The sequence below is a fragment of the Dialister sp. genome (assembly GCF_051885895.1).
In the GTDB taxonomy this organism is placed as follows: Bacteria; Bacillota; Negativicutes; order Veillonellales; family Dialisteraceae; genus Dialister.
Map to the genome: position 1 here is coordinate 37,652 of NZ_JBJEXP010000025.1, position 18,594 is coordinate 56,245.

Consider the following 18,594-nt stretch of genomic DNA (forward strand, 5'->3'; position numbering starts at 1 on the left):
ATCCGGAAGCAGCCATGATACCCCCTTCTCCTTGACATAAAGTTCTATCCGTCATACAATTTCAATACAGTATGACAAAAATGGAGAAGTGTTGCTTTATGGCAGACTTCGCTTTGTATTTTGATTTTAAATCATTTCAACGATTGGAAAGGATGGGGACTTATGAGCAAACCTCTCGTTGCTATTGTAGGCAGACCGAATGTAGGGAAATCGACCCTGATTAACGGACTGGCCCAGCGGCGTGTATCTATTGTGGAGGACATCCCCGGTGTAACTCGAGATAGAATTTACTGTGATGTGAAATGGCTGGATAAGGAATTTACCCTTATTGATACCGGCGGTATTGAATTCCGGAATGAGAAAGACCAGATTTCCAGCGGCATCCGCCAGCAGGCGGAACTGGCCATGGAAGAAGCGGATGTCATTCTCTTTGTGGTAGATGCAAGAACCGGCATGACCAGCGATGATGAGACCATTGCGGGACTTTTGAGAAAAACAGGGAAACCGGTCGTTCTGGCAGTGAATAAGGTGGACAGCGACAACCAGGAAATGGATGTATATGAATTTTATTCCCTGGGTCTGGGCGACCCGATTGGAATATCGGCAGTCAACCGTTTGAATTTCGGAGATCTGCTGGATCGCATTACGGAAGGTTTTCCCAAGCTGGATGAAGAAGAATCGGAGGATATTATCCGCACTGCCATTGTAGGCAGGCCGAATGTGGGGAAATCCACCCTGATCAATTCGCTTCTTGGCTATGAACGTTCTCTGGTGGCCGATGAAATGGGAACGACCAGGGATGCGGTGGATTCGCTCTGGACCTATAAGGGGAAGACTTTTATTCTGGTAGATACAGCAGGCATGAGACGAAAGAGCAAGATTGACGAGCCGCTGGAAAGATACAGTGTCATCCGCTCAATCCGTGCCATCGACAACTGCGATGTGGCTATTTTTGTCATTGATGCAGAGGATAAATTAACAGAGCAGGATAAAAAAATCATCGGGTATATTCATGAGGCCGGCAAGGGGCTTATCCTTTTTGTCAATAAATGGGATTCCATTACGAAAGATGAACATACGATCAATGAATTTGAAAAGGAAATCAGAAACGGCCTTCCCTTTGCCCCCTACGCACCCATGCTTTTCGGCTCTGCACTGACGAAGCAGAGAATCCATCGTCTGGGCGATCTGATTTACAACGTGGCGGAGCAGCAGAATCTCCGCGTTCCTACATCGGTGCTCAATGACCTGCTGGAAGATGCCAAGATGATTAATCCCCCGCCTGCTCATTCCGGAAGGGTGGCAAAAATTTATTATATGACGGAAGTGGGAGTGAAGCCCCCTACCTTTGTCATGTTTGTGAATGACGCCAATCTGATTCATTTTTCCTACGTTCGTTTCATTGAAAACAAACTTCGTGAAGCGTTCAGCTTTGAAGGTACGCCCATTCGCATTGTGGTGAGAAGCAAAAAGGATGGTGCAGACGACTGATGGAATCCGTTTTGTGGATCGTACTGGCATACTTCATAGGAGCCATACCCAGCGGCTACCTGATCGGGCGGATTTTCTACGGCGTAAACCTGAAGAAGGTAGGCAGCGGAAATATCGGTGCCACCAATGCTTACCGGGAATTGGGAGCAAAGGCAGGTCTTGCCGTTTTTATCTGCGATTTTCTGAAGGGCTTTATTGCCGTCCATCTGGGCATGCCGGATCCCACCATAGTGCTTTTCTGTGCCGTATTTGCCATTATCGGCAATGACTGGTCCGTATTCCTCCACTTTAAAAGCGGGAAGGGCGTGGCCTGCGGTGTGGGAGCCTTTACCTATATCTGCGCACCTGCCGTACTGGCAGCATTTCTTGTCTGGCTTGCCATTTTCAAATGGAAGCATATTGTTTCACTGGGGTCTATCCTGGCTGCACCGGTAGTACCTGTTGTCATGCTGATTGATGGCAAACCGCTGGAGTATGTAGCTTTTGGCGCACTGGCGGCAGTTATTGTCATTGGAAAACACAAAGATAATATTGGACGGCTTCTTAGAGGAGAAGAGAAGCCTATTACCAGGGAAAAGAGGTAATACCTTTGAAAATTGCAATGATTGGAGCTGGTGGATGGGGAACTGCCATGATGATTGAACTGGCAGGACGGAATAATGACCTTATCATGTACTGCAGAAAGCCGGAAACGGCTGACCGGATGCGTACTACCAGGGAAAATAAAGAATACCTTCCGGGAGCCCGTATACCGGAAAAGATCCGCATTACCAGCGATCTGCAGGAAGCTGTGGAAGGTGCAGGCTGTGTGATTATCTGCACTCCTTCTCAGGTTGTAGAAGAAATGGCAGGCCGTATTGTGCCCTGGCTCAAAAAGGATGCAGTCGTGGTCTGTGCCTCCAAGGGACTGGCCGATAATGAAGGCCACCGCCTTTCGGAAGGCATTACCAGGCAGGTAGCCGGCATTACCGATAAGATTGTGGCACTTTCCGGGCCGAATCATGCAGAAGAGGTGGGCATCGGACTTCCCTGTGCTACCGTGGCGGCCTCGGCCGTGCCTGAAGCGGTTCAGATCGTACAGGATTTATATATGAGCCCTGTTTTCCGCGTTTACCGCAGCGATGACATTCGGGGCGTGGAATACGGCGGTGCTTTGAAGAACATTATGGCCCTGGCCTGCGGAGTGCTTGACGGCATCGGCCTGGGGGACAACTGCCGTGCAGCCCTTATGACCCGGGGCCTGGTGGAAATGACCCGGTTCGGAGTGCATTTCGGCGCCCAGATGACCACTTTCTTCGGACTGTCCGGCATGGGGGACCTGGTATGTACCTGCACCAGCATTCACAGCCGCAATCATCGTGCCGGCATAATGATGGCAAAGGGCATGACCGCTGAGGAAATCAGAAAAAGTACGAATATGGTGGTAGAAGGCATTCGGACGGCCCGGCTGGTTCATGAAATCGCCCTGCGGGAACATATTGACATGCCTATTACGGAAGAAGTATGTCATCTTATCAAAGGCGACCATAATGCCATGGAAGCGCTGGAAATTCTCATGACGAGGGCAAAGAAGGCTGAATCAGAAACCTATCCGCTGTAAAAGAGACAGAAAGAGGGCATACAGGCTTCTGCATTCCATGAGGAATGTTCTATTCTTCTGCTGTGAAAAAAATTTGCATGGACCGGCGATTTAGCCATTGGTTTATGCTATAATTAACATAAGTGTGGAAAGGACATCCTTTTTCCGCATGGTTTGATTGAGGTAGAATACATGAAAATTATTGGAGGAAGCGCAAAGGGAACTCTTCTTCTGGCGCCTTCCGGAAGAAATACCAGACCTACACTGGGCCGGGTGAGAGAAAGCGTTTTCAATGTACTGGCCAATGTGGGCCTTCTGGAGACGCGGGTGCTTGATATTTTTGCAGGTACCGGCGCCATGGGGCTGGAAGCATTGAGCCGGGGTGCATCGGAAGCGGTTTTCATTGATAAAGCCACCGGGTCCCTGATCAGGGATAACGCCTCCCGCTGTCACGTGGACAGCCGGGTGCGTGTACTGAAAGGGGAGGTATCTTCTGCACTTCGCTCATTAAAAGGACAGAAGTTTGACTACATTTTCATGGATCCGCCTTACAGGAAGGGATATATCAATGAAGTTCTGCAGCAGGTATTTGACTGCGGCCTTCCGGCAGATGATGCCGTCATTATTGCAGAACATTCAGTATCCGAACCGCCTGATTTATCACTTTTCCAGGATACATGCGAGTTATGGAAAGAGAAAAAAGCGGGGGCTATTGTTGTAAGTTATCTGCGCTGCAGATAATGAGGAGAAGGTTTGAATGAAAATAGCTATATGTCCCGGAAGTTTTGATCCGGTCACCTATGGGCATCTTGATATTATCAGAAGAAGCGCCGGCCTTGTGGACAAATTGATTGTGGCGGCGTTTTTGAATCCGGCCAAACATTACATGTTTACCACGGAAGAACGCATTGCCATGCTGAGAGAAACGACCAAGGACATTCCTAATGTGGAAGTGGATGCATTTGACGGTCTTCTGAATGAATATGCGGCAAAAAGGAATTGCCATCTCCTGATCAGAGGGCTCCGGGCATTCAGCGATTTTGAATATGAATTCCAAAGAGCTCTTATGATAAAAAAGATTGATCCGACCCTGGAAACTGCATTCTTTATGACGGATGGCCGGTATTCCTATCTTTCTTCTACCGGTGTCCGTGAACTGGCCCATTTTAATGGAGATATAACCTCCATGGTGCCGCCCTTTGTCCAGGAAATGATAAAAAGGAAAGTAAATTCTATTAAGAAATGAGGCTGCCTATTATGGATACAAGAAAACTTCTTGAAGAACTTGAAAATGTAATTAACAATGCCAGCGAAGTGCCTTTCACCAATAAAAAAATGGTGGATAAAGATGAAGTAGAAAGGCTGATTGACGCCATCAACCAGTCCCTGCCAAATGAACTGGAAAGTGCAAGAAGAATTGTGGCCGACAAGGAACGTATCATGCTGGATGCGGAAAAGAAAGCGGAAGATACAGTAGCGCAGGCTAAGGACTATATTGCCCGCATTACAGAGGAAAGCGAGCTGGTTAAACAGGCGCAGGAAAGAGCCAATGAAGTGATTTCGTCTGCCAACAAATCAGCAGATGAACTGCGTACCAGTTCAGTGACCTATGCTACCGATGTGCTGAAGTATGTGGAAACCAATATGGAAAATGTACTGGACAGTCTGAAGAAGAACCGGCAGAGCCTCATTGATTCCAATTCCGCAGCAGCCCGCCAGCAGCAGGAACAGCAGCCCCAGGATACACAGAAAAAATAACAGAAGGACCTTTTTCCACAAGCGAAAGAAGGAATTCTGCGGGAAAGTCCGGAATGCCTCTTTCTTACATAAAAGAAATACCGTCTTTATCACTGTCCGGTTTCCTGTTTGGGAAATCTGATTCAGCCATGCAGGCGGCTTTTCTTTACCAGGGGAAATAATTTAACAATTACAGCCGAAATGATTCTTTACCTTACTTTCTGAATCTTTTTGAAACAGGGGGACAGGCCTATGGGAACCGATGGAGACAAAAGGAGAGCCATACTTCTTTGTTTGGGCATTGCTTTCATTCTCATAGGACTGTCTTTTTTTGTGCTGGATCCTTTATCGCTCAGAACGGAAAAGCCGGTACCGGCGGTAGAGGTGAGTGAAGGAAAGGAGGAAAGCAGCGGAAGAATTCTTGTATATGTGGTAGGGGCGGTCAAAAACCCCGGTGTTTATGAGATACCGGAAGGAAGCCATTACTTCGATGCAGTGAAAGCAGCCGGCGACGTTCTTCCCTATGCGGATGTCAATGCTGTCAATATGGCGGAACCGGTTACAGAGAGCATGAAGATTTACATACCCCTGGATCCCTACATGAAAGACCCCGGTGCGGCGGGGCTGGTCAATATCAATACGGCCGGGAAGAAGGAACTGGAGTCTTTGCCCGGCATCGGACAGGTGACAGCAGAGAAAATCATTGCCTACAGGGAAGAACATGGAAATTTCAGCAGCAAGGAAGACCTGAAGCTCGTACCATCCATCAGCGATGGGAAATTTAAGAAACTGGCGGATAAAATCACACTATGAATACCAAGTATCCCCTGCTGTGGAGTGCCCTCAGCCTGGCTCTGGGCATTATGCTTTATGACAGTTTCCCTTCGTTTTTTGAGCAGAAAATTTTAATCGTGATTTCCGCAGGGGCAGCGGTTCTCCTGCTTTCTTTTCAGTGGAAGGGAAAGAAGGGAGCTTTGGGAGTTCTCCTTTTTCTGTTTATTCTTGCCTGCGGCATGGGACGCATGTTTCTGTCCGACCAGTACTGGCAGCAGCAGTCTTCCTGGGCGGCAGGAAGTGAAGGACGGTGGACAGGCATCGTAAAGGAAGAACCTTCGGTGAACCGGAAGGGGGAAATATATGCCCGCTACTATACGGAGCTGGAGTCTATCACCTACGGGGATGGTGAGACGAAGAAGCTTTCCGGAACCGCTTTTATTTACGATATGCGTCCGGAACGATTTTATCTGACTGGAGACAGGATCTCCGTGACCGGGAAAATGACAGCCGTCCGTATTTACCAGAACCCGGGGAAAATCGATCTGGAAGGGCGCTATCGGAGCCGCCGCCTCATCGGGAGAATTTATCCGGAAGGACAGGCCTCTGTCCGTGGAGAAGGCAGAAGCGGGCAGGAGGAAGCAGGACGGCTGGCGGATGAGATCAGGGGCAGTCTGCAGTCTTATTTTGCTCCCTACATGGATCCGGTCCGGCTTCATGTGCTGATGACCCTCCTTTTCGGAGGAAATTACAATGAAATACCGGACTATATTATGAATTCTTTTTCTGCGGCCGGTATTATTCATATCCTCTCCGTATCAGGATCCCATGTAGCGCTTCTGTTTGGATTTCTTTTTCTCCTGGGAACCTGGCTTCATCTGCCGCGGAAACCGGTTATTGCAGGTGCGGCACTTCTGGTTCTTTTTTATGCTTTCCTTTCCGGACTGGTCCCTCCGGTCATACGGGCGGCGGTTATGGGAATCCTGTCAGCGGGAGGCGTTTTTCTGGAAAGGGAAAAAACATCACTGAATCTGCTGGGAGCAGCGGTAGCAGGCATGCTCCTGTGGGATCCCTTTTATCTCTATGATGTCAGTTTCCAGCTCTCCATAGGAGCTTCAGCAGGGATTCTTATTTTTTACAGGCCTCTTCTTCATAAACTGGCAGGGATTCCGCTGGTGCCCCGATGGATGAAGGAAGGTACGGCTCTGTCAACCGCCGCTCAGGTACTGACCATACCGGTCATGCTTTATGACTTTCATACCTTTCCTCTTTACTTTATTCCTGCCAATCTTTTTGTAACTCCATTTCTGGAATGGGTGATTATTGCAGGCCTTCTGGCAGCTGCCGCGGCCCCGGTTTTTCTGCCTCTGGCAGGAGGAATGCTCTACATTTCCGACTATCTTCTCTGGGCGGGAATTCGACTGAATCTGACTCTTTCCTCCTGGCCCCGGGCATCACTGGAAACAGGAAGCATGACACTGGTACAGATTCTTCTCTATTATGCTTCGGTAGGGATTCTTTATTTTCAAAAAAATCTCTTTTCCATTCCCCGCAGAGCTTATTGTGCTGTGGGAATCTGGTGCCTGCTGCTCACTGCTTCCATTTTTCTGCATGTGACAAAACCGGATACCATGATTTACTGCCCTGACCTGGGACCTGATCAGGGAGCGGTACTTGTCACAAAGGAACATAAAATCTTATACTATAAGGGCGGCAGCATTCCGTCTCATACCTCGGACTGGGAATGGAAATCCATCCTTGGCTATAAAGGAATTTTTGATGCGGATATTCTGCTGCTGAATGTGGAGAATGTCAAAGAACCGCTGCCCCTGACACTGCCGGTGCCGGTACGGGAAATATGGGTTACCGGCGGCAGTGCGGAAAAGAAAACGCCCTATCTGTTAAAAGATTTTCAGGGAACAGTTCGCCAGCTTTCCGCCGCCCGTATGCAGATGGGCAGCCTCTCCTTCTTTACCAATGGGAGCAGCTGGCTCCTTCAGGAAGGGGAAAGGGGAGTGTATCTTTCCGGAGAAAGAGGACTCACCTCCATTTCCTTTCCCAGGCATACCCTCTGGGTGGCATCGGGAAGAAAGAACGGGAAGGGCATCCCGGAAGAAGAGATCGACAGGGTGGCGGCAGAAGCTGTCATTTATGGAGGAAGCAGGCTTTCTTCCTCTTTTGAAAATATGGATCTTTTTGCATTTAAAAATTATCCTGCTGTCAATGTGTACAGAGAAGGAATGCAGACTGCTTCCTTCAGGAAACAGTGGAAGCTGGAAGGTACATCGATATGGTTATGAAAAAAACGGGTAAGAATAACTGCTTTTTCCTGTATGGTGATGATCCCGTCTCAGCCAATATACGGAAAGACGAATTGATACAGGCTTACTTTCAGGGAAATCCGCCGGAAGTGACGGCGTTTGACGGAAACGGAAGTCTGGAAGAATATAAAAATGCGCTGGAAGGGCAGTCCCTTTTTACTGCGGAAACGGCAGTAGTTATCCATAATCCTCCTTTTTTAAAACGGCTGTCAAGGTCGGAGAAAGAGGATAAGAAAGAAAACTCCTTTCTGCAGGTCTTGAAAGATCTGCCGCCGGAAATTTTCCTTATTATTCTTCTGGATGGAAAACCGGATAAAAGAACAAAAATCATTAAATCACTTCTGTCCCTCTGCAGAAGCGAAGAATACAGCCTTATGAATCCCCGGGATGCGGCAGGCACCATGATTCGCATGCTGGCCGATGCAGGAAAAAGAGTGGACTACAATGCCCGGGGCTATCTGGAAACGGTTCTCTCATCCTGGGAGCAGATTTCAGCACCTCTTCTTCAGACGGAATGTGATAAAATTGTGCTGATGTGCGGAAACAGGGACACCGTGACCCAGGCACTGCTGGAAGCAGCCCTTCCTGATTATATGAATCAGGGCATTTTCCGTTTTACCGATGCATTGCTGGATAAGAATGCAGAACGGGTACTGGAAAGTGCAGACCGTGTTTTTACGGATATTCCGTCCACTATCAAAAATCTTGGCTTTCTTTCTTCCAAATTCCGGAAAATCAAGATTTTTCATGAAATGAAAAGAAACCGCCGGCCGGAATCGGAAATCCAGAAGGTACTGGGCATCCGTTCATCCTGGATGTGGCGGAACCTGCAGAAGGAAGCGGGCAAGGTTCGGGAAAAGGAAGCAGAATGGTTTCTGCTGGAAATTTTTGATTATCAGATGAAAACCAGGCAGGGAGCCTCCGATATGGAGCTGAAGGACCTGCTGATCAAATACTGCATGAAATGAAGGTAACGGGGCATTGAAATTTAAGTACAAGCGTATGGCGGGAGTTGTATTGCTGGCGGCAGTTCTTCTGGGAGCTGCCCCCTTCGTCTGGGTGAGAGGAGATGCGGTAATACCGGGAGTCAGTGTACAGGGCATTCCGGCCGGAGGCTGGTCGAAAACAAAGCTGGCTGATTTTCTGAAGGAGCAGGACCAGACTGTGGAAAAGGAAAAACTGGAACTGGTCAGAGACTCGGTACATGAGGAATGGAGCTATAAAGACCTGGGTGTCCATTATTCGGAGAACAGTGTGGGTGAAGCCATGCATATAGGAAGGGAAGGCAGCCTTTTACGGCAGTGGAAGGACCGCTGGCAGTCCCTGCTTTTCGGCCGGACCGCACCGATGGAAGCACAGTGGGATGATCAGGCGCTGGACCGCAAAATAAAGGGCCTTCAGAGCACCTATGGAAAACCGGCGCAGAATGCACTTCCCACTTTTCATAATGATGGGTCGATTACCTTTTCCCATGGACGGCCCTATATGAAAATCGGGGAAGAGGAGCTGCGAAAGACAGTGACAGAAACGCTGGAAACCGGCAGGGGCGGACAGGTGGAAATTCCGGTGGCAGAAGAAAAGAAGCCCAATATGTCAGACCAGGAAGCAGGAGAAGTGAACTCCATTCTGGGGAAATATACCACCCATTTTGGCGGTGACAGCAACCGGAGCAGCAACATTTCTCTGGCTGCTGAAAAAATCAGCGGAACTTATCTGAAACCGGGATCCGAATTTTCCTATAACCAGACCACCGGCTCCCGCTCTGCAGCCAATGGCTACAAGGAGGCGCCGGTGATTATCAATGGCAAACTGGAGCCCGGTTCCGGCGGCGGCGTGTGCCAGGTAAGCTCTACGCTCTTCAACGCCGTGATTCTGGCCGGTCTGGAAGTTACCCAGAGAACCTGCCATTATTCACCGGTTTCCTACGTTCCTTTAGGAAGGGATGCTACAGTAGCGGAAGGGGTCATTGATTTCCGCTTCAGAAATCACCTGAAACATGGTATTTACATTTATACCGAATATGCTCCAGGTACAGTGACCGTATTTATCCTTGGAAACAGGGATGACAAACCTTCCTATGTAGACATTTCCAAAACCAAAGAAGAAACGCTTCCTTTCAAAACAGTCAGCCGTGTGGATCCTGCTCAGAAGGAAGATAAAAAGACAGAGGAAGGTCACGAAGGGAAAAATGTTACGGTGAAACAGAGCGTGAAATGGGCGGATGGAAGAGTTTACCATGATCTTTTCGAATCGGACTACGAAGCGGTGGATACGGTAATTACTTACAAAAATAAGGAAGATGTGCCTCAGGACTAAAAAATAGAAATGCAGGAAAATTTTTCCTGCTCTGTTTCTGATAATACCTGAATGACGAATCATACACCTCAATATCTCATACTGAAAGGAGTATATACATGGGAAAATACCGTCTGCAGTCTCGGAATAAGGACTCCAGAATTACACTGATGGAAGTTGATACAGAATGCAGGGCCTGGTATATCAAGGCCGATGACCGGCAGGCGGCCCTCCATGCCCTCATAGACATGGGGAAAGAAATCCTGTCTATTGAATCCATTTATATTAATGGAGACAATGTAACCGATGAAGTATTTTCCGGCATTGCCATGATGCAGGGGGCACCGCTGGAGGCCGGTCCGAAGGAGCAGGCAGCAGCGTCGCCGGAGACGGATGAAATTCCGCTTCCTGATGATGAGCCAATGGAGAATTTTACTCTTCCTCCGGAGGATGTGTCTCTGCCTACGCTCGATGATATTCCCGAAGAAGCGGCACCGCTCCCTCCGGAAGCAGAAAATGTACCGGAAATGGATATGCCCGATATACTTCCTGACCTGACCAGCGTGCTGCCCAAGAGTGCCTTCGTTTCATCGCCAAAGAAAGAAAACGGGAAAGGCGGAGCTTCTAACGGTATCTATCTGGGGCGGAAGCATATTACCGGAGAACCGGTGGATATCAGGACCATCACTGACGAAGCGGATGGTGTCATTTTTACAGGTACTGTTATCAGCTGTGAAGTCAGAGAGCTCAGAAGTAAAAAGAAACTGTTCCTGATGAGACTGGCCGATGAAACCAACGGCATACCCTGCCAAAAATTCTTCGATAAACCGGAAGAAGCAGAAGGAGTAGAATCCCTGAAACCCGGTACGGTGGTTAAGGTGCGGGGCAATGTGCGCTTTAACAAATATTCCGGCGGGCTGACATTGGAACTGCAGCAGATGGAAAAAGGGGAAGTTCATGTCATTGATCATGAAGATAATTACCCTGAACCAAGAGTGGAACTCCATCTGCATACGAAAATGAGCCTTGATGGGCTGATTGATAATGAGGAAATCATTAAGACGGCTGCCAAATGGCATCATCCGGCCGTAGCCATTACAGACCATGGTGTGATTCAGGCATTTCCCAAAATCCAGGATCTGGCTGAAAAGTACCATCAGAAGGTTATTTACGGCATGGAAGGATATATGATTGACCGCATTCCGGATAATCCGGATACGGACCGCCAGCAGTACAATCACATCATTATCCTGGCCAAGAATATTACGGGCCTTCGGAACCTGTATCGCATGGTAACTTTGTCCCATCTGAAATTTTATCGGAAGCGTCCGCTGATTCCCAAGCCGATTCTGGAAGAATACCATGAAGGGCTCATTTACGGCTCCGCCTGCGTAATGGGGGAATTCTTCCGTGCAGTGCTGGCGGGAGAAAGCGATGAGGAACTCATTAAAAAGGCCAAATTCTATGATTATCTGGAAGTACAGCCTCTGGGAAATAATGAATTCCTGATTAATGAAGATAAATTCGGCAATGTGAATACAGTAAAAGATTTGCAGGACCTGAACCGCAAGGTCATTGAAATCGGAGAAAAGGCAGGCCGCCCTGTATGTGCCACATCCGATGCCCACTACATGTTTGCCGAAGACAGAAGAAACAGGGATATTCTTCTGTCCAACTGGGAAAAACCGGGGAAAATTGAATCCCATCCACCGGTGTACATTCGTACCACCCAGGAAATGCTGGATGAATTTTCCTACCTTCCCAAAGAAAAGGCAATTGAAATTGTAGTGACCAATACAAGAAAAATCGCAGAGCAGTGCGAAGTTCTGAAGCCTCTGGCGGAAGAATGGAAATCCTATAACCCGAAAATTTCAGGGGCTGATGATAAGCTGGTCAAAATGTGCTATGACAATGCCCATGCCATTTATGGCGATCCCCTGCCTAAAATCGTGCAGGACCGGCTTACGCTGGAACTGACGCCGATTATCAAGCACGGTTACGGCGTACTGTACTACATTGCCCATAAACTGGTAAAGCATTCCAACGACCGGGGATATCTGGTAGGCTCCCGTGGATCCGTAGGCTCTTCTTTTGTTGCCACCATGTCCGGGATTACGGAAGTCAACCCTCTGCCTCCCCATTATGTCTGCCCCAAATGCCACTGGACGCAGTTCTTTACCGACGGTTCCGTAGGCGGCGGATTTGACCTTCCCGATAAGAAATGTCCGAAATGCGGTACGCCGCTGAACAAAAACGGCCATGATATCCCCTTTGCCGTATTCCTCGGCTTTGATGGAGATAAGGTACCGGATATCGATCTTAATTTTTCTTCCGGCGATGACCAGGGCGTTGCCCATAAATATACAGAAGAACTGTTTGGCCGGGATAATGTATTCCGTGCCGGAACCATTGCAGGCATACAGGATAAGACGGCCTATGGATTCGTGAAAAAATATGCGGAAAACCGGGGCCTTACGTTTAATGATATATTCATTGAAAAACTGGCTGCCGGCGTAGCCGGCGTCAAGCGTACCACCGGCCAGCATCCGGCGGGCATCATGGTATGCCCCAGGGATATGGATATTCATAACTTCACGCCTCTCCAGTATGCAGCCAATAAGAAATATCTGAAAGATGAAGACGGAAATGTGATTCCCGGTACGATTACCACCCATTTCGACTACCATTCCATTTCCGGGCGTATGCTGAAACTGGACATTCTGGGCCACGATGATCCTAAGGTCATTCGCATGCTGCAGGATATTACAGGTATTGATCCCATGTCCATTCCTTTTGACGATAAGAAGACGCTCTCCCTCTTCAGCTCCACCGAGGCTCTGGGAATCACACCCCAGCAGCTGGCTTCTGTGATTGGAAATAAAGGCGTGACAGTGGGGGCTCTGGGTCTTCCGGAATATGGTACGCCCTTTGTAAGGGGCATGCTGGAAGATACCAGGCCGAAGAATTTTTCTGAACTGGTACGAATTTCCGGATTCTCCCATGGCACTGATGTATGGCTGAACAATGCCCAGGACCTCATCAAGAACGGTACCGTCAAACTGGAAGAAGCCATTTCCACCCGTGACGACGTGATGAACTATCTGATCAACCATGGCGTCAAGCCGCTGACCGCTTTCAAGGTCATGGAAAACGTTCGCAAGGGGAAGGGCCTTGAAAAGAACGGCTCCAATAATAAAGCCGAACTGGATGCAGCTCATGTACCGCAGTGGTTTATTGATTCCTGCCTGAAAATCGGATACCTGTTCCCCAGAGCGCATGCCGTAGCCTATGTTATGATGGCCTTCCGTATCGCCTGGTTCAAGGTATATCAGCCCCTGGCCTACTATGCGGCCTACTTTACCATTCGTGCCGAGGGGGCCTTCAATGCGCCGGTGATACTGAAAGGGCTGGAATCGCAGAAACAGGAGCTGGCCCGGATTGCATCTCTGGAACATCCTACAGCGGTGGAAAAGGGAAATGCTACAGTTATCGAAGTGGCAGCGGAAATGTACCTCAGAGGACTGGAATTCATGCCGATCAGTCTGGAAAAGTCCGCAGCATCGGAGTTCAAGATGGTCGATGGGAAACTGCTTCCGCCTTTCAACTGCATCCCGGCTCTGGGGGATTCCGTGGCCAAGGAAATTGTCAGGGCCAGGGACGCCCATCCTTTTACCTCCAAAGAAGATCTTCGCAAGAGAGGAAAGGTGAGCCAGAGCATCATCGATACCATGGAAGATATGGGCATATTGAAAGACCTTCCGGAAGAAGAGCAGATGTCCCTCTTTGACTTCTAGGGAAGCCCTTATGGACACGCCCTTTCGGGCGTGAGGGTTCAGAAGGTGCAGAAGGTTTAAAGGGTGTGGAGGCGCCTTACGGCGCAGTATATAATGCCGCCTGCAACGGCAGGGAAAACCTTTCCACGGGCGAAGCTGGTCCTTAGCCTGCCCATAAAAAGGCTTTCCTATGAATCGCCCGACCGATCCGCCAGGGCGCTTACAGCGCCCCTATCATATTTGCTTTTTCTGCATATCCCATGATATAATGGCAACAGTATCCGGGGTTATAGCTCAGTTGGTCAGAGCGCTTCGTTGACATCGAAGAGGTCTTTGGTTCGAATCCAAATAGTCCCACCAGATTTTATAACCCGCCTGCATGGCGGGTTTTTGTGTTAAGGAAGCACTGCATTCAGGGCAGGATTGAATTTTATAGGCATTTTTCTTATACCTCCGTATATAGAGCCTGCAGGGAACGGGATTCATACCGGAGACTTCCTGCGGAGAAGTCAGATGCAGGGAATTCAATGACCTGACAGGATGCGTTTCCTTGGTGAAAATCATGGGGAAGAGGAGATACCGTTGAAAATCTTTGCACTCATCATGGTTTTGATTGCCGGCACCATGTGGGCAGGCTCCGGTCTGGCAGCACAGGATTTCTTCAGGAAAAGCAGCCTGGATTCCATGGATCTTACTGTATTTCGCATGCTGTCAGCCGGTTTCATCATGTTCTGTGTATCGGCAGTAAAGGGTACCTGGAAGCCGGGCCTTCGCGCCATCAGGAAAAACTATCTGCTTTTTCCCCAGCTTGTTTTTTATGGCATTGTAGGTCTTATGCTGATGCATTATACCTATTTTGCCTCTATTGCAGCAGGCAATGCGGCGGCAGCTACGGTTATCCAGTATACCTGTCCTGCCATTGTTATCATCTGGGTTTCCCTGAAAAACAGGAAACTGCCTGGAAGAGGAGAACTGGCAGCAGTGGTTCTGGCCATTGTGGGTGTGTTTCTCCTTGTGACCGGCGGAGATATCCATAAGATTTCCGTACCGGCGGAATGTGTATACCTGGGACTGATATCTGCCTTCTTCTTTGCAGTATGTGCTGTGTATCCCAAGCATCTCATGGGTACCCTGGACAATTCCTTTATTCTCACTATCGGCATGTTTACCGGCGCTGTTTCTGCATGGCTGATTGATCCCGTCACGGACTTTTCCGGATTTTTTAACAGAGATGTGATTTTTGATTCCTTCTGGATTATTATATGCGGCACGGTGGTAGCATTTACCTGTTACAATGCGGGACTCCATTATCTGAGTGAAGCCCAGGCTTCGGTGACGGCTACGGTGGAACCGGCCGTATCTGTGATTGCGTCCCTTTTCCTGTTTGATGTGCGCTTTGATTTCATGCAGGCAGTGGGAATTCTTTTGGTTATTCTTGCCATTGCAGCACCGGGATTGATTGGGAAAAAGGATTTACCGGAAGAGAGAAACATTTCATGACAGGGAAATATGATTTTCATAGATGAAATCTTTTCTTTATAGTAAAATAGAAACTGAACAGAACCATTCGTTGGAAGCTGGGGGAATGCGAAATCCATTCTGCAGAGAAATTTCGTATTTCCCGGGGCTTCTTTTTGACAGGAGTTATTATGGATACAGAACATATCAGGAATTTTTCTATTATTGCCCATATAGATCATGGCAAATCCACGCTGGCTGACAGGCTCATCGAACTCACCGGCACGGTGCAGAAAAGAGATATGGAGGCTCAGATTCTGGATACTATGGATCTGGAGCGGGAGAGAGGCATTACGATCAAGGAACAGTCCGTCCGCCTCATGTATAAATATGAAGACGGGGATACCTACGAACTGAATCTCATTGATACCCCAGGCCATGTGGATTTTAACTATGAAGTGTCCAGAAGCCTTTCCGCCTGTGAAGGTGCCATTCTCATCATCGACGCTACCCAGGGGGTGCAGGCTCAGACCCTGGCCAACGTATACCTGGCGCTGGACCACGACCTTGAAATTATCCCGGTCATCAATAAGATTGATCTGCCCAGTGCAGATATTGACCGGGTAAAGAAAGAAGTGGAGAATATCATCGGCCTGGATATGTCCGATGCTATTCCGGTTTCCGCCAAAACCGGGCAGAATGTGGAGGAAGTGCTGAAGCGCATTGTGGAGCAGGTGCCGCCGCCTCCCGATAATACGAAGAAACCGCTCCGCTGCCTTATTTTTGATTCTATTTTTGATTCCTACAAGGGCGCTATTGCCTATGTACGGGTGATGGATGGAGAAATCCGGCCCGGCATGAATATACGGATGATGGCTTCGGGCAAAGTGTATACTGTTACGGAAGTCGGATATTTTTCTCCTTTCCCCAAAGCCTGCGATGAGCTGACCTGCGGATCAGTAGGGTACGTAGCAGCCAGCATCAAGAACGTGCAGGACTGCGAAGTAGGGGATACCATTACTACGGCGGAAAACGGAGCTTCTGAAGCTCTGCCGGGGTACAGAAAGGCTCTTCCCATGGTTTTCTGCGGCATGTATCCCATTGAAAGCAAGGATTATGATAATCTGAAAGAAGCACTGGAAAAACTGCAGCTGAATGATGCAGCCCTGGAATTTGTGCCGGAAACATCACAGGCTCTGGGATTTGGTTTCCGCTGCGGATTTTTGGGCCTTCTCCATATGGATGTGGTGCAGGAACGACTGGAACGGGAATATCACCTGAAGCTCATTACCACCGCTCCTTCCGTTATTTACCATGTATTTAAAACGGACGGCACCATGGTGCCGGTGGATAATCCGGCAGAGCTTCCGCCCATGACAAAGATTGAACATATCGAAGAACCGGTGGCTAAGGTGGATATCCTTGTGCCCTCCGACATGGTAGGCAATGTGATGGAGCTTGTACAGAACCGCCGCGGCGTTTTCCAGACCATGGAATATCTGGATGAAACCAGGGTAGATTTATCCTACAAGATTCCTCTTTCTGAAATTATTTTTGATTTCTTTGATAAGCTGAAATCCTGTACCAAAGGATATGCCTCTTTGGACTACCAGGTGGACGGCTACCAGAAGACCGATGCGGTGAAGCTGGATATCCTGCTGAACGGCGACCTGGTGGATGCCCTGTCCATTATCGTCCATCGGAGCAACGCTCCTGCCCGGGGCCGTGCACTGGCTCTGAAGCTGAAAGAAATTATTCCCCGGCAGCAGTTTGAAGTACCGATCCAGGCGGCGATCGGAAGCAAAATCATTGCCAGAGAAACCATCAAAGCCTATAAGAAGGACGTACTGGCCAAATGCTATGGCGGTGATGTGACCCGTAAGAAAAAACTTCTGGAAAAGCAGAAAGAAGGCAAGAAACGCATGAAACAGGTAGGCAGTGTGGAAATACCGCAGGAAGCATTCATGGCGGTTCTGAAAGATGACTGATCTGGGACTGTATATTCATATTCCCTTCTGTAGAAGCCGCTGTTCCTACTGCGGCTTCTATTCTGTTGGGAGAAAACCGGATGACCGTTTTGTGTCGGCGCTTCTGGAAGAGATGAAAAACAGGGCGCCCTCCTTCCAAAACAGGCTGTGCGATACCCTGTACCTGGGAGGCGGCACGCCTTCCTTTCTTTCGATCAGGCAGCTTTCTGCTATTATGAAAGGAATCCGCAGCTGTTTTCACTTTTCGGAAAATCCGGAAATTACCATGGAAATGAATCCCTGCGACATGACCGATTCCTATTTATCTGCTGCCAGAGAACTGGGAATCAATCGGATTTCCATCGGTGTCCAAAGTCATGATGACCGGCTTCTTAAGGCCATCGGCCGCCTGCATACGGCTTCAGAAGCGGAAAAGGTCATTCGGCGTGCCTATGCAGCAGGATTTCACAATATGAGCATAGACCTTATGTATGAACTGCCCCGGCAGACAGTAGAAGACTTCAGAAAGTCACTGCTATGGGCAGTACATCTGCCTGTGAACCATGTGTCTGTATACAGCCTTATCCTGGAAGAGGGCACCCGTTTCACACAGCTTGCAGCCAGAGGGCTGCTGCCCCGCCCTACGGAAGAAGAAAGCTGGGCCATGTACCAGGATATGTGCCGCATTCTTCCTCATTACGGATTGGAACGATATGAAATTTCAAGTTTTGCCCGAAAGGGATTCCGGTCCAGGCATAACAGGAAATACTGGGAGCTGTCTGATTATCTGGGCATGGGTCCCGGAGCCTCATCCCGCATCGGAAGAACCCGGTTCACAGTAACGCCGGGAGTGAATCTTTACGAAAAGGAATGGCTTTCCGGCGGAAGGCCGCCGGAAGAAACGGAACATCTCTCTGAAAAGGATGAAATGGAGGAATACTGTTTCCTTCATCTCCGCATGAAAGAGGGCATTCCTCTGGAAGACTTCAGGAACCGATATGGACAGCCGCTGGACTATTGGTACGAAAAGCAGGTGGACATGCTGAAGAAACAAAAGCTTCTGGAAGAGAAGGAGGGCCATCTTTTCCTCACCTATCATGGCGCCGCCCTGGGAAATTATGTATTTGAGCAGTTCCTGCGGGATGAGTAGATACTGCTTATCTCCGGCAGAGGATAGAGAAAATAGAGCTGTGAACGGG

General features: G+C 48.8%; 14 protein-coding genes and 1 tRNA gene. All 15 read left to right on the forward strand.

The features are described from left to right. Positions 1-162 precede the first annotated feature (162 nt). The 15 genes from der to hemW all read left to right on the forward strand — a co-directional run bounded on the left by der (position 163) and on the right by hemW (position 18,545). A complete protein-coding gene (der, locus tag ACI4N7_RS01945) occupies positions 163-1,491 on the forward strand; it encodes a ribosome biogenesis GTPase Der (RefSeq protein ID WP_439731685.1) in 1,329 nt (442 codons plus the stop codon). Next, positions 1,491-2,075 carry a glycerol-3-phosphate 1-O-acyltransferase PlsY gene (gene plsY / locus ACI4N7_RS01950; protein ID WP_439731686.1) on the forward strand — a complete coding sequence of 195 codons (585 nt, stop codon included), beginning with the start codon at positions 1,491-1,493 and terminating at the stop codon, positions 2,073-2,075. Before der ends, plsY begins: the two co-directional genes overlap by 1 nt. 5 nt (positions 2,076-2,080) lie before the next feature. After that, a complete protein-coding gene (locus ACI4N7_RS01955; protein WP_439731687.1) occupies positions 2,081-3,091 on the forward strand; it encodes an NAD(P)H-dependent glycerol-3-phosphate dehydrogenase in 1,011 nt (336 codons plus the stop codon). A gap of 171 nt (positions 3,092-3,262) precedes the next feature. Then, on the forward strand, positions 3,263-3,811 hold the full coding sequence (gene rsmD / locus ACI4N7_RS01960; protein WP_439731688.1) for a 16S rRNA (guanine(966)-N(2))-methyltransferase RsmD: 549 nt from the start codon (positions 3,263-3,265) through the stop codon (positions 3,809-3,811). A 16-nt stretch (positions 3,812-3,827) separates the two neighbouring features. Beyond that, a complete protein-coding gene (gene coaD, locus ACI4N7_RS01965; RefSeq protein ID WP_439731689.1) occupies positions 3,828-4,316 on the forward strand; it encodes a pantetheine-phosphate adenylyltransferase in 489 nt (162 codons plus the stop codon). An 11-nt stretch (positions 4,317-4,327) separates the two neighbouring features. After that, positions 4,328-4,828 (forward strand): ATPase, encoded by a 501-nt coding sequence (locus ACI4N7_RS01970; RefSeq protein ID WP_439731690.1) that lies wholly within the window; start codon positions 4,328-4,330, stop codon positions 4,826-4,828. 231 nt (positions 4,829-5,059) lie between these two features. After that, on the forward strand, positions 5,060-5,620 hold the full coding sequence (locus ACI4N7_RS01975) for a helix-hairpin-helix domain-containing protein (RefSeq protein ID WP_439731691.1): 561 nt from the start codon (positions 5,060-5,062) through the stop codon (positions 5,618-5,620). Further along, positions 5,617-7,881: a ComEC/Rec2 family competence protein gene (locus tag ACI4N7_RS01980; RefSeq protein WP_439731692.1), complete on the forward strand. Its 2,265-nt coding sequence runs from the start codon at positions 5,617-5,619 to the stop codon at positions 7,879-7,881. The genes ACI4N7_RS01975 and ACI4N7_RS01980 overlap by 4 nt, the downstream gene beginning before the upstream one ends. Next, positions 7,878-8,870, forward strand: coding sequence for a DNA polymerase III subunit delta (gene holA / locus ACI4N7_RS01985; protein ID WP_439731693.1), 993 nt, complete (start codon positions 7,878-7,880; stop codon positions 8,868-8,870). The genes ACI4N7_RS01980 and holA overlap by 4 nt, the downstream gene beginning before the upstream one ends. Before the next feature lie 34 nt (positions 8,871-8,904). Continuing rightward, positions 8,905-10,218, forward strand: a complete 1,314-nt coding sequence (locus ACI4N7_RS01990) for a VanW family protein (protein ID WP_439731694.1) — start codon at positions 8,905-8,907, stop codon at positions 10,216-10,218. Positions 10,219-10,316: 98 nt separating this feature from the next. Further along, positions 10,317-13,991 carry a PolC-type DNA polymerase III gene (locus ACI4N7_RS01995; protein ID WP_439731695.1) on the forward strand — a complete coding sequence of 1,225 codons (3,675 nt, stop codon included), beginning with the start codon at positions 10,317-10,319 and terminating at the stop codon, positions 13,989-13,991. A 262-nt stretch (positions 13,992-14,253) separates the two neighbouring features. After that, positions 14,254-14,330: transfer RNA gene (locus tag ACI4N7_RS02000), tRNA-Val, on the forward strand. A 222-nt stretch (positions 14,331-14,552) separates the two neighbouring features. Then, positions 14,553-15,470 carry an EamA family transporter gene (locus ACI4N7_RS02005; RefSeq protein WP_439731696.1) on the forward strand — a complete coding sequence of 306 codons (918 nt, stop codon included), beginning with the start codon at positions 14,553-14,555 and terminating at the stop codon, positions 15,468-15,470. Between the two features lie 149 nt (positions 15,471-15,619). After that, complete coding sequence (gene lepA, locus ACI4N7_RS02010) at positions 15,620-17,416, forward strand: translation elongation factor 4 (RefSeq protein WP_439731697.1); 1,797 nt, start codon at positions 15,620-15,622, stop codon at positions 17,414-17,416. Further along, positions 17,409-18,545, forward strand: a complete 1,137-nt coding sequence (gene hemW / locus ACI4N7_RS02015; RefSeq protein WP_439731698.1) for a radical SAM family heme chaperone HemW — start codon at positions 17,409-17,411, stop codon at positions 18,543-18,545. Before lepA ends, hemW begins: the two co-directional genes overlap by 8 nt. Positions 18,546-18,594 lie beyond the last annotated feature (49 nt).

Bases quoted from the DNA above. Each gene is read 5' to 3' on its own strand.
- der (WP_439731685.1), top strand. From the start codon at position 163: ATGAGCAAACCTCTCGTTGCTATTGTAGGCAGACCGAATGTAGGGAAA.
- plsY (WP_439731686.1), top strand. From the start codon at position 1,491: ATGGAATCCGTTTTGTGGATCGTACTGGCATACTTCATAGGAGCCATA.
- rsmD (WP_439731688.1), top strand. From the start codon at position 3,263: ATGAAAATTATTGGAGGAAGCGCAAAGGGAACTCTTCTTCTGGCGCCT.
- coaD (WP_439731689.1), top strand. From the start codon at position 3,828: ATGAAAATAGCTATATGTCCCGGAAGTTTTGATCCGGTCACCTATGGG.
- ACI4N7_RS01970 (WP_439731690.1), top strand. From the start codon at position 4,328: ATGGATACAAGAAAACTTCTTGAAGAACTTGAAAATGTAATTAACAAT.
- ACI4N7_RS01975 (WP_439731691.1), top strand. From the start codon at position 5,060: ATGGGAACCGATGGAGACAAAAGGAGAGCCATACTTCTTTGTTTGGGC.
- ACI4N7_RS01980 (WP_439731692.1), top strand. From the start codon at position 5,617: ATGAATACCAAGTATCCCCTGCTGTGGAGTGCCCTCAGCCTGGCTCTG.
- holA (WP_439731693.1), top strand. From the start codon at position 7,878: ATGAAAAAAACGGGTAAGAATAACTGCTTTTTCCTGTATGGTGATGAT.
- ACI4N7_RS01990 (WP_439731694.1), top strand. From the start codon at position 8,905: ATGGCGGGAGTTGTATTGCTGGCGGCAGTTCTTCTGGGAGCTGCCCCC.
- ACI4N7_RS01995 (WP_439731695.1), top strand. From the start codon at position 10,317: ATGGGAAAATACCGTCTGCAGTCTCGGAATAAGGACTCCAGAATTACA.
- lepA (WP_439731697.1), top strand. From the start codon at position 15,620: ATGGATACAGAACATATCAGGAATTTTTCTATTATTGCCCATATAGAT.
- hemW (WP_439731698.1), top strand. From the start codon at position 17,409: ATGACTGATCTGGGACTGTATATTCATATTCCCTTCTGTAGAAGCCGC.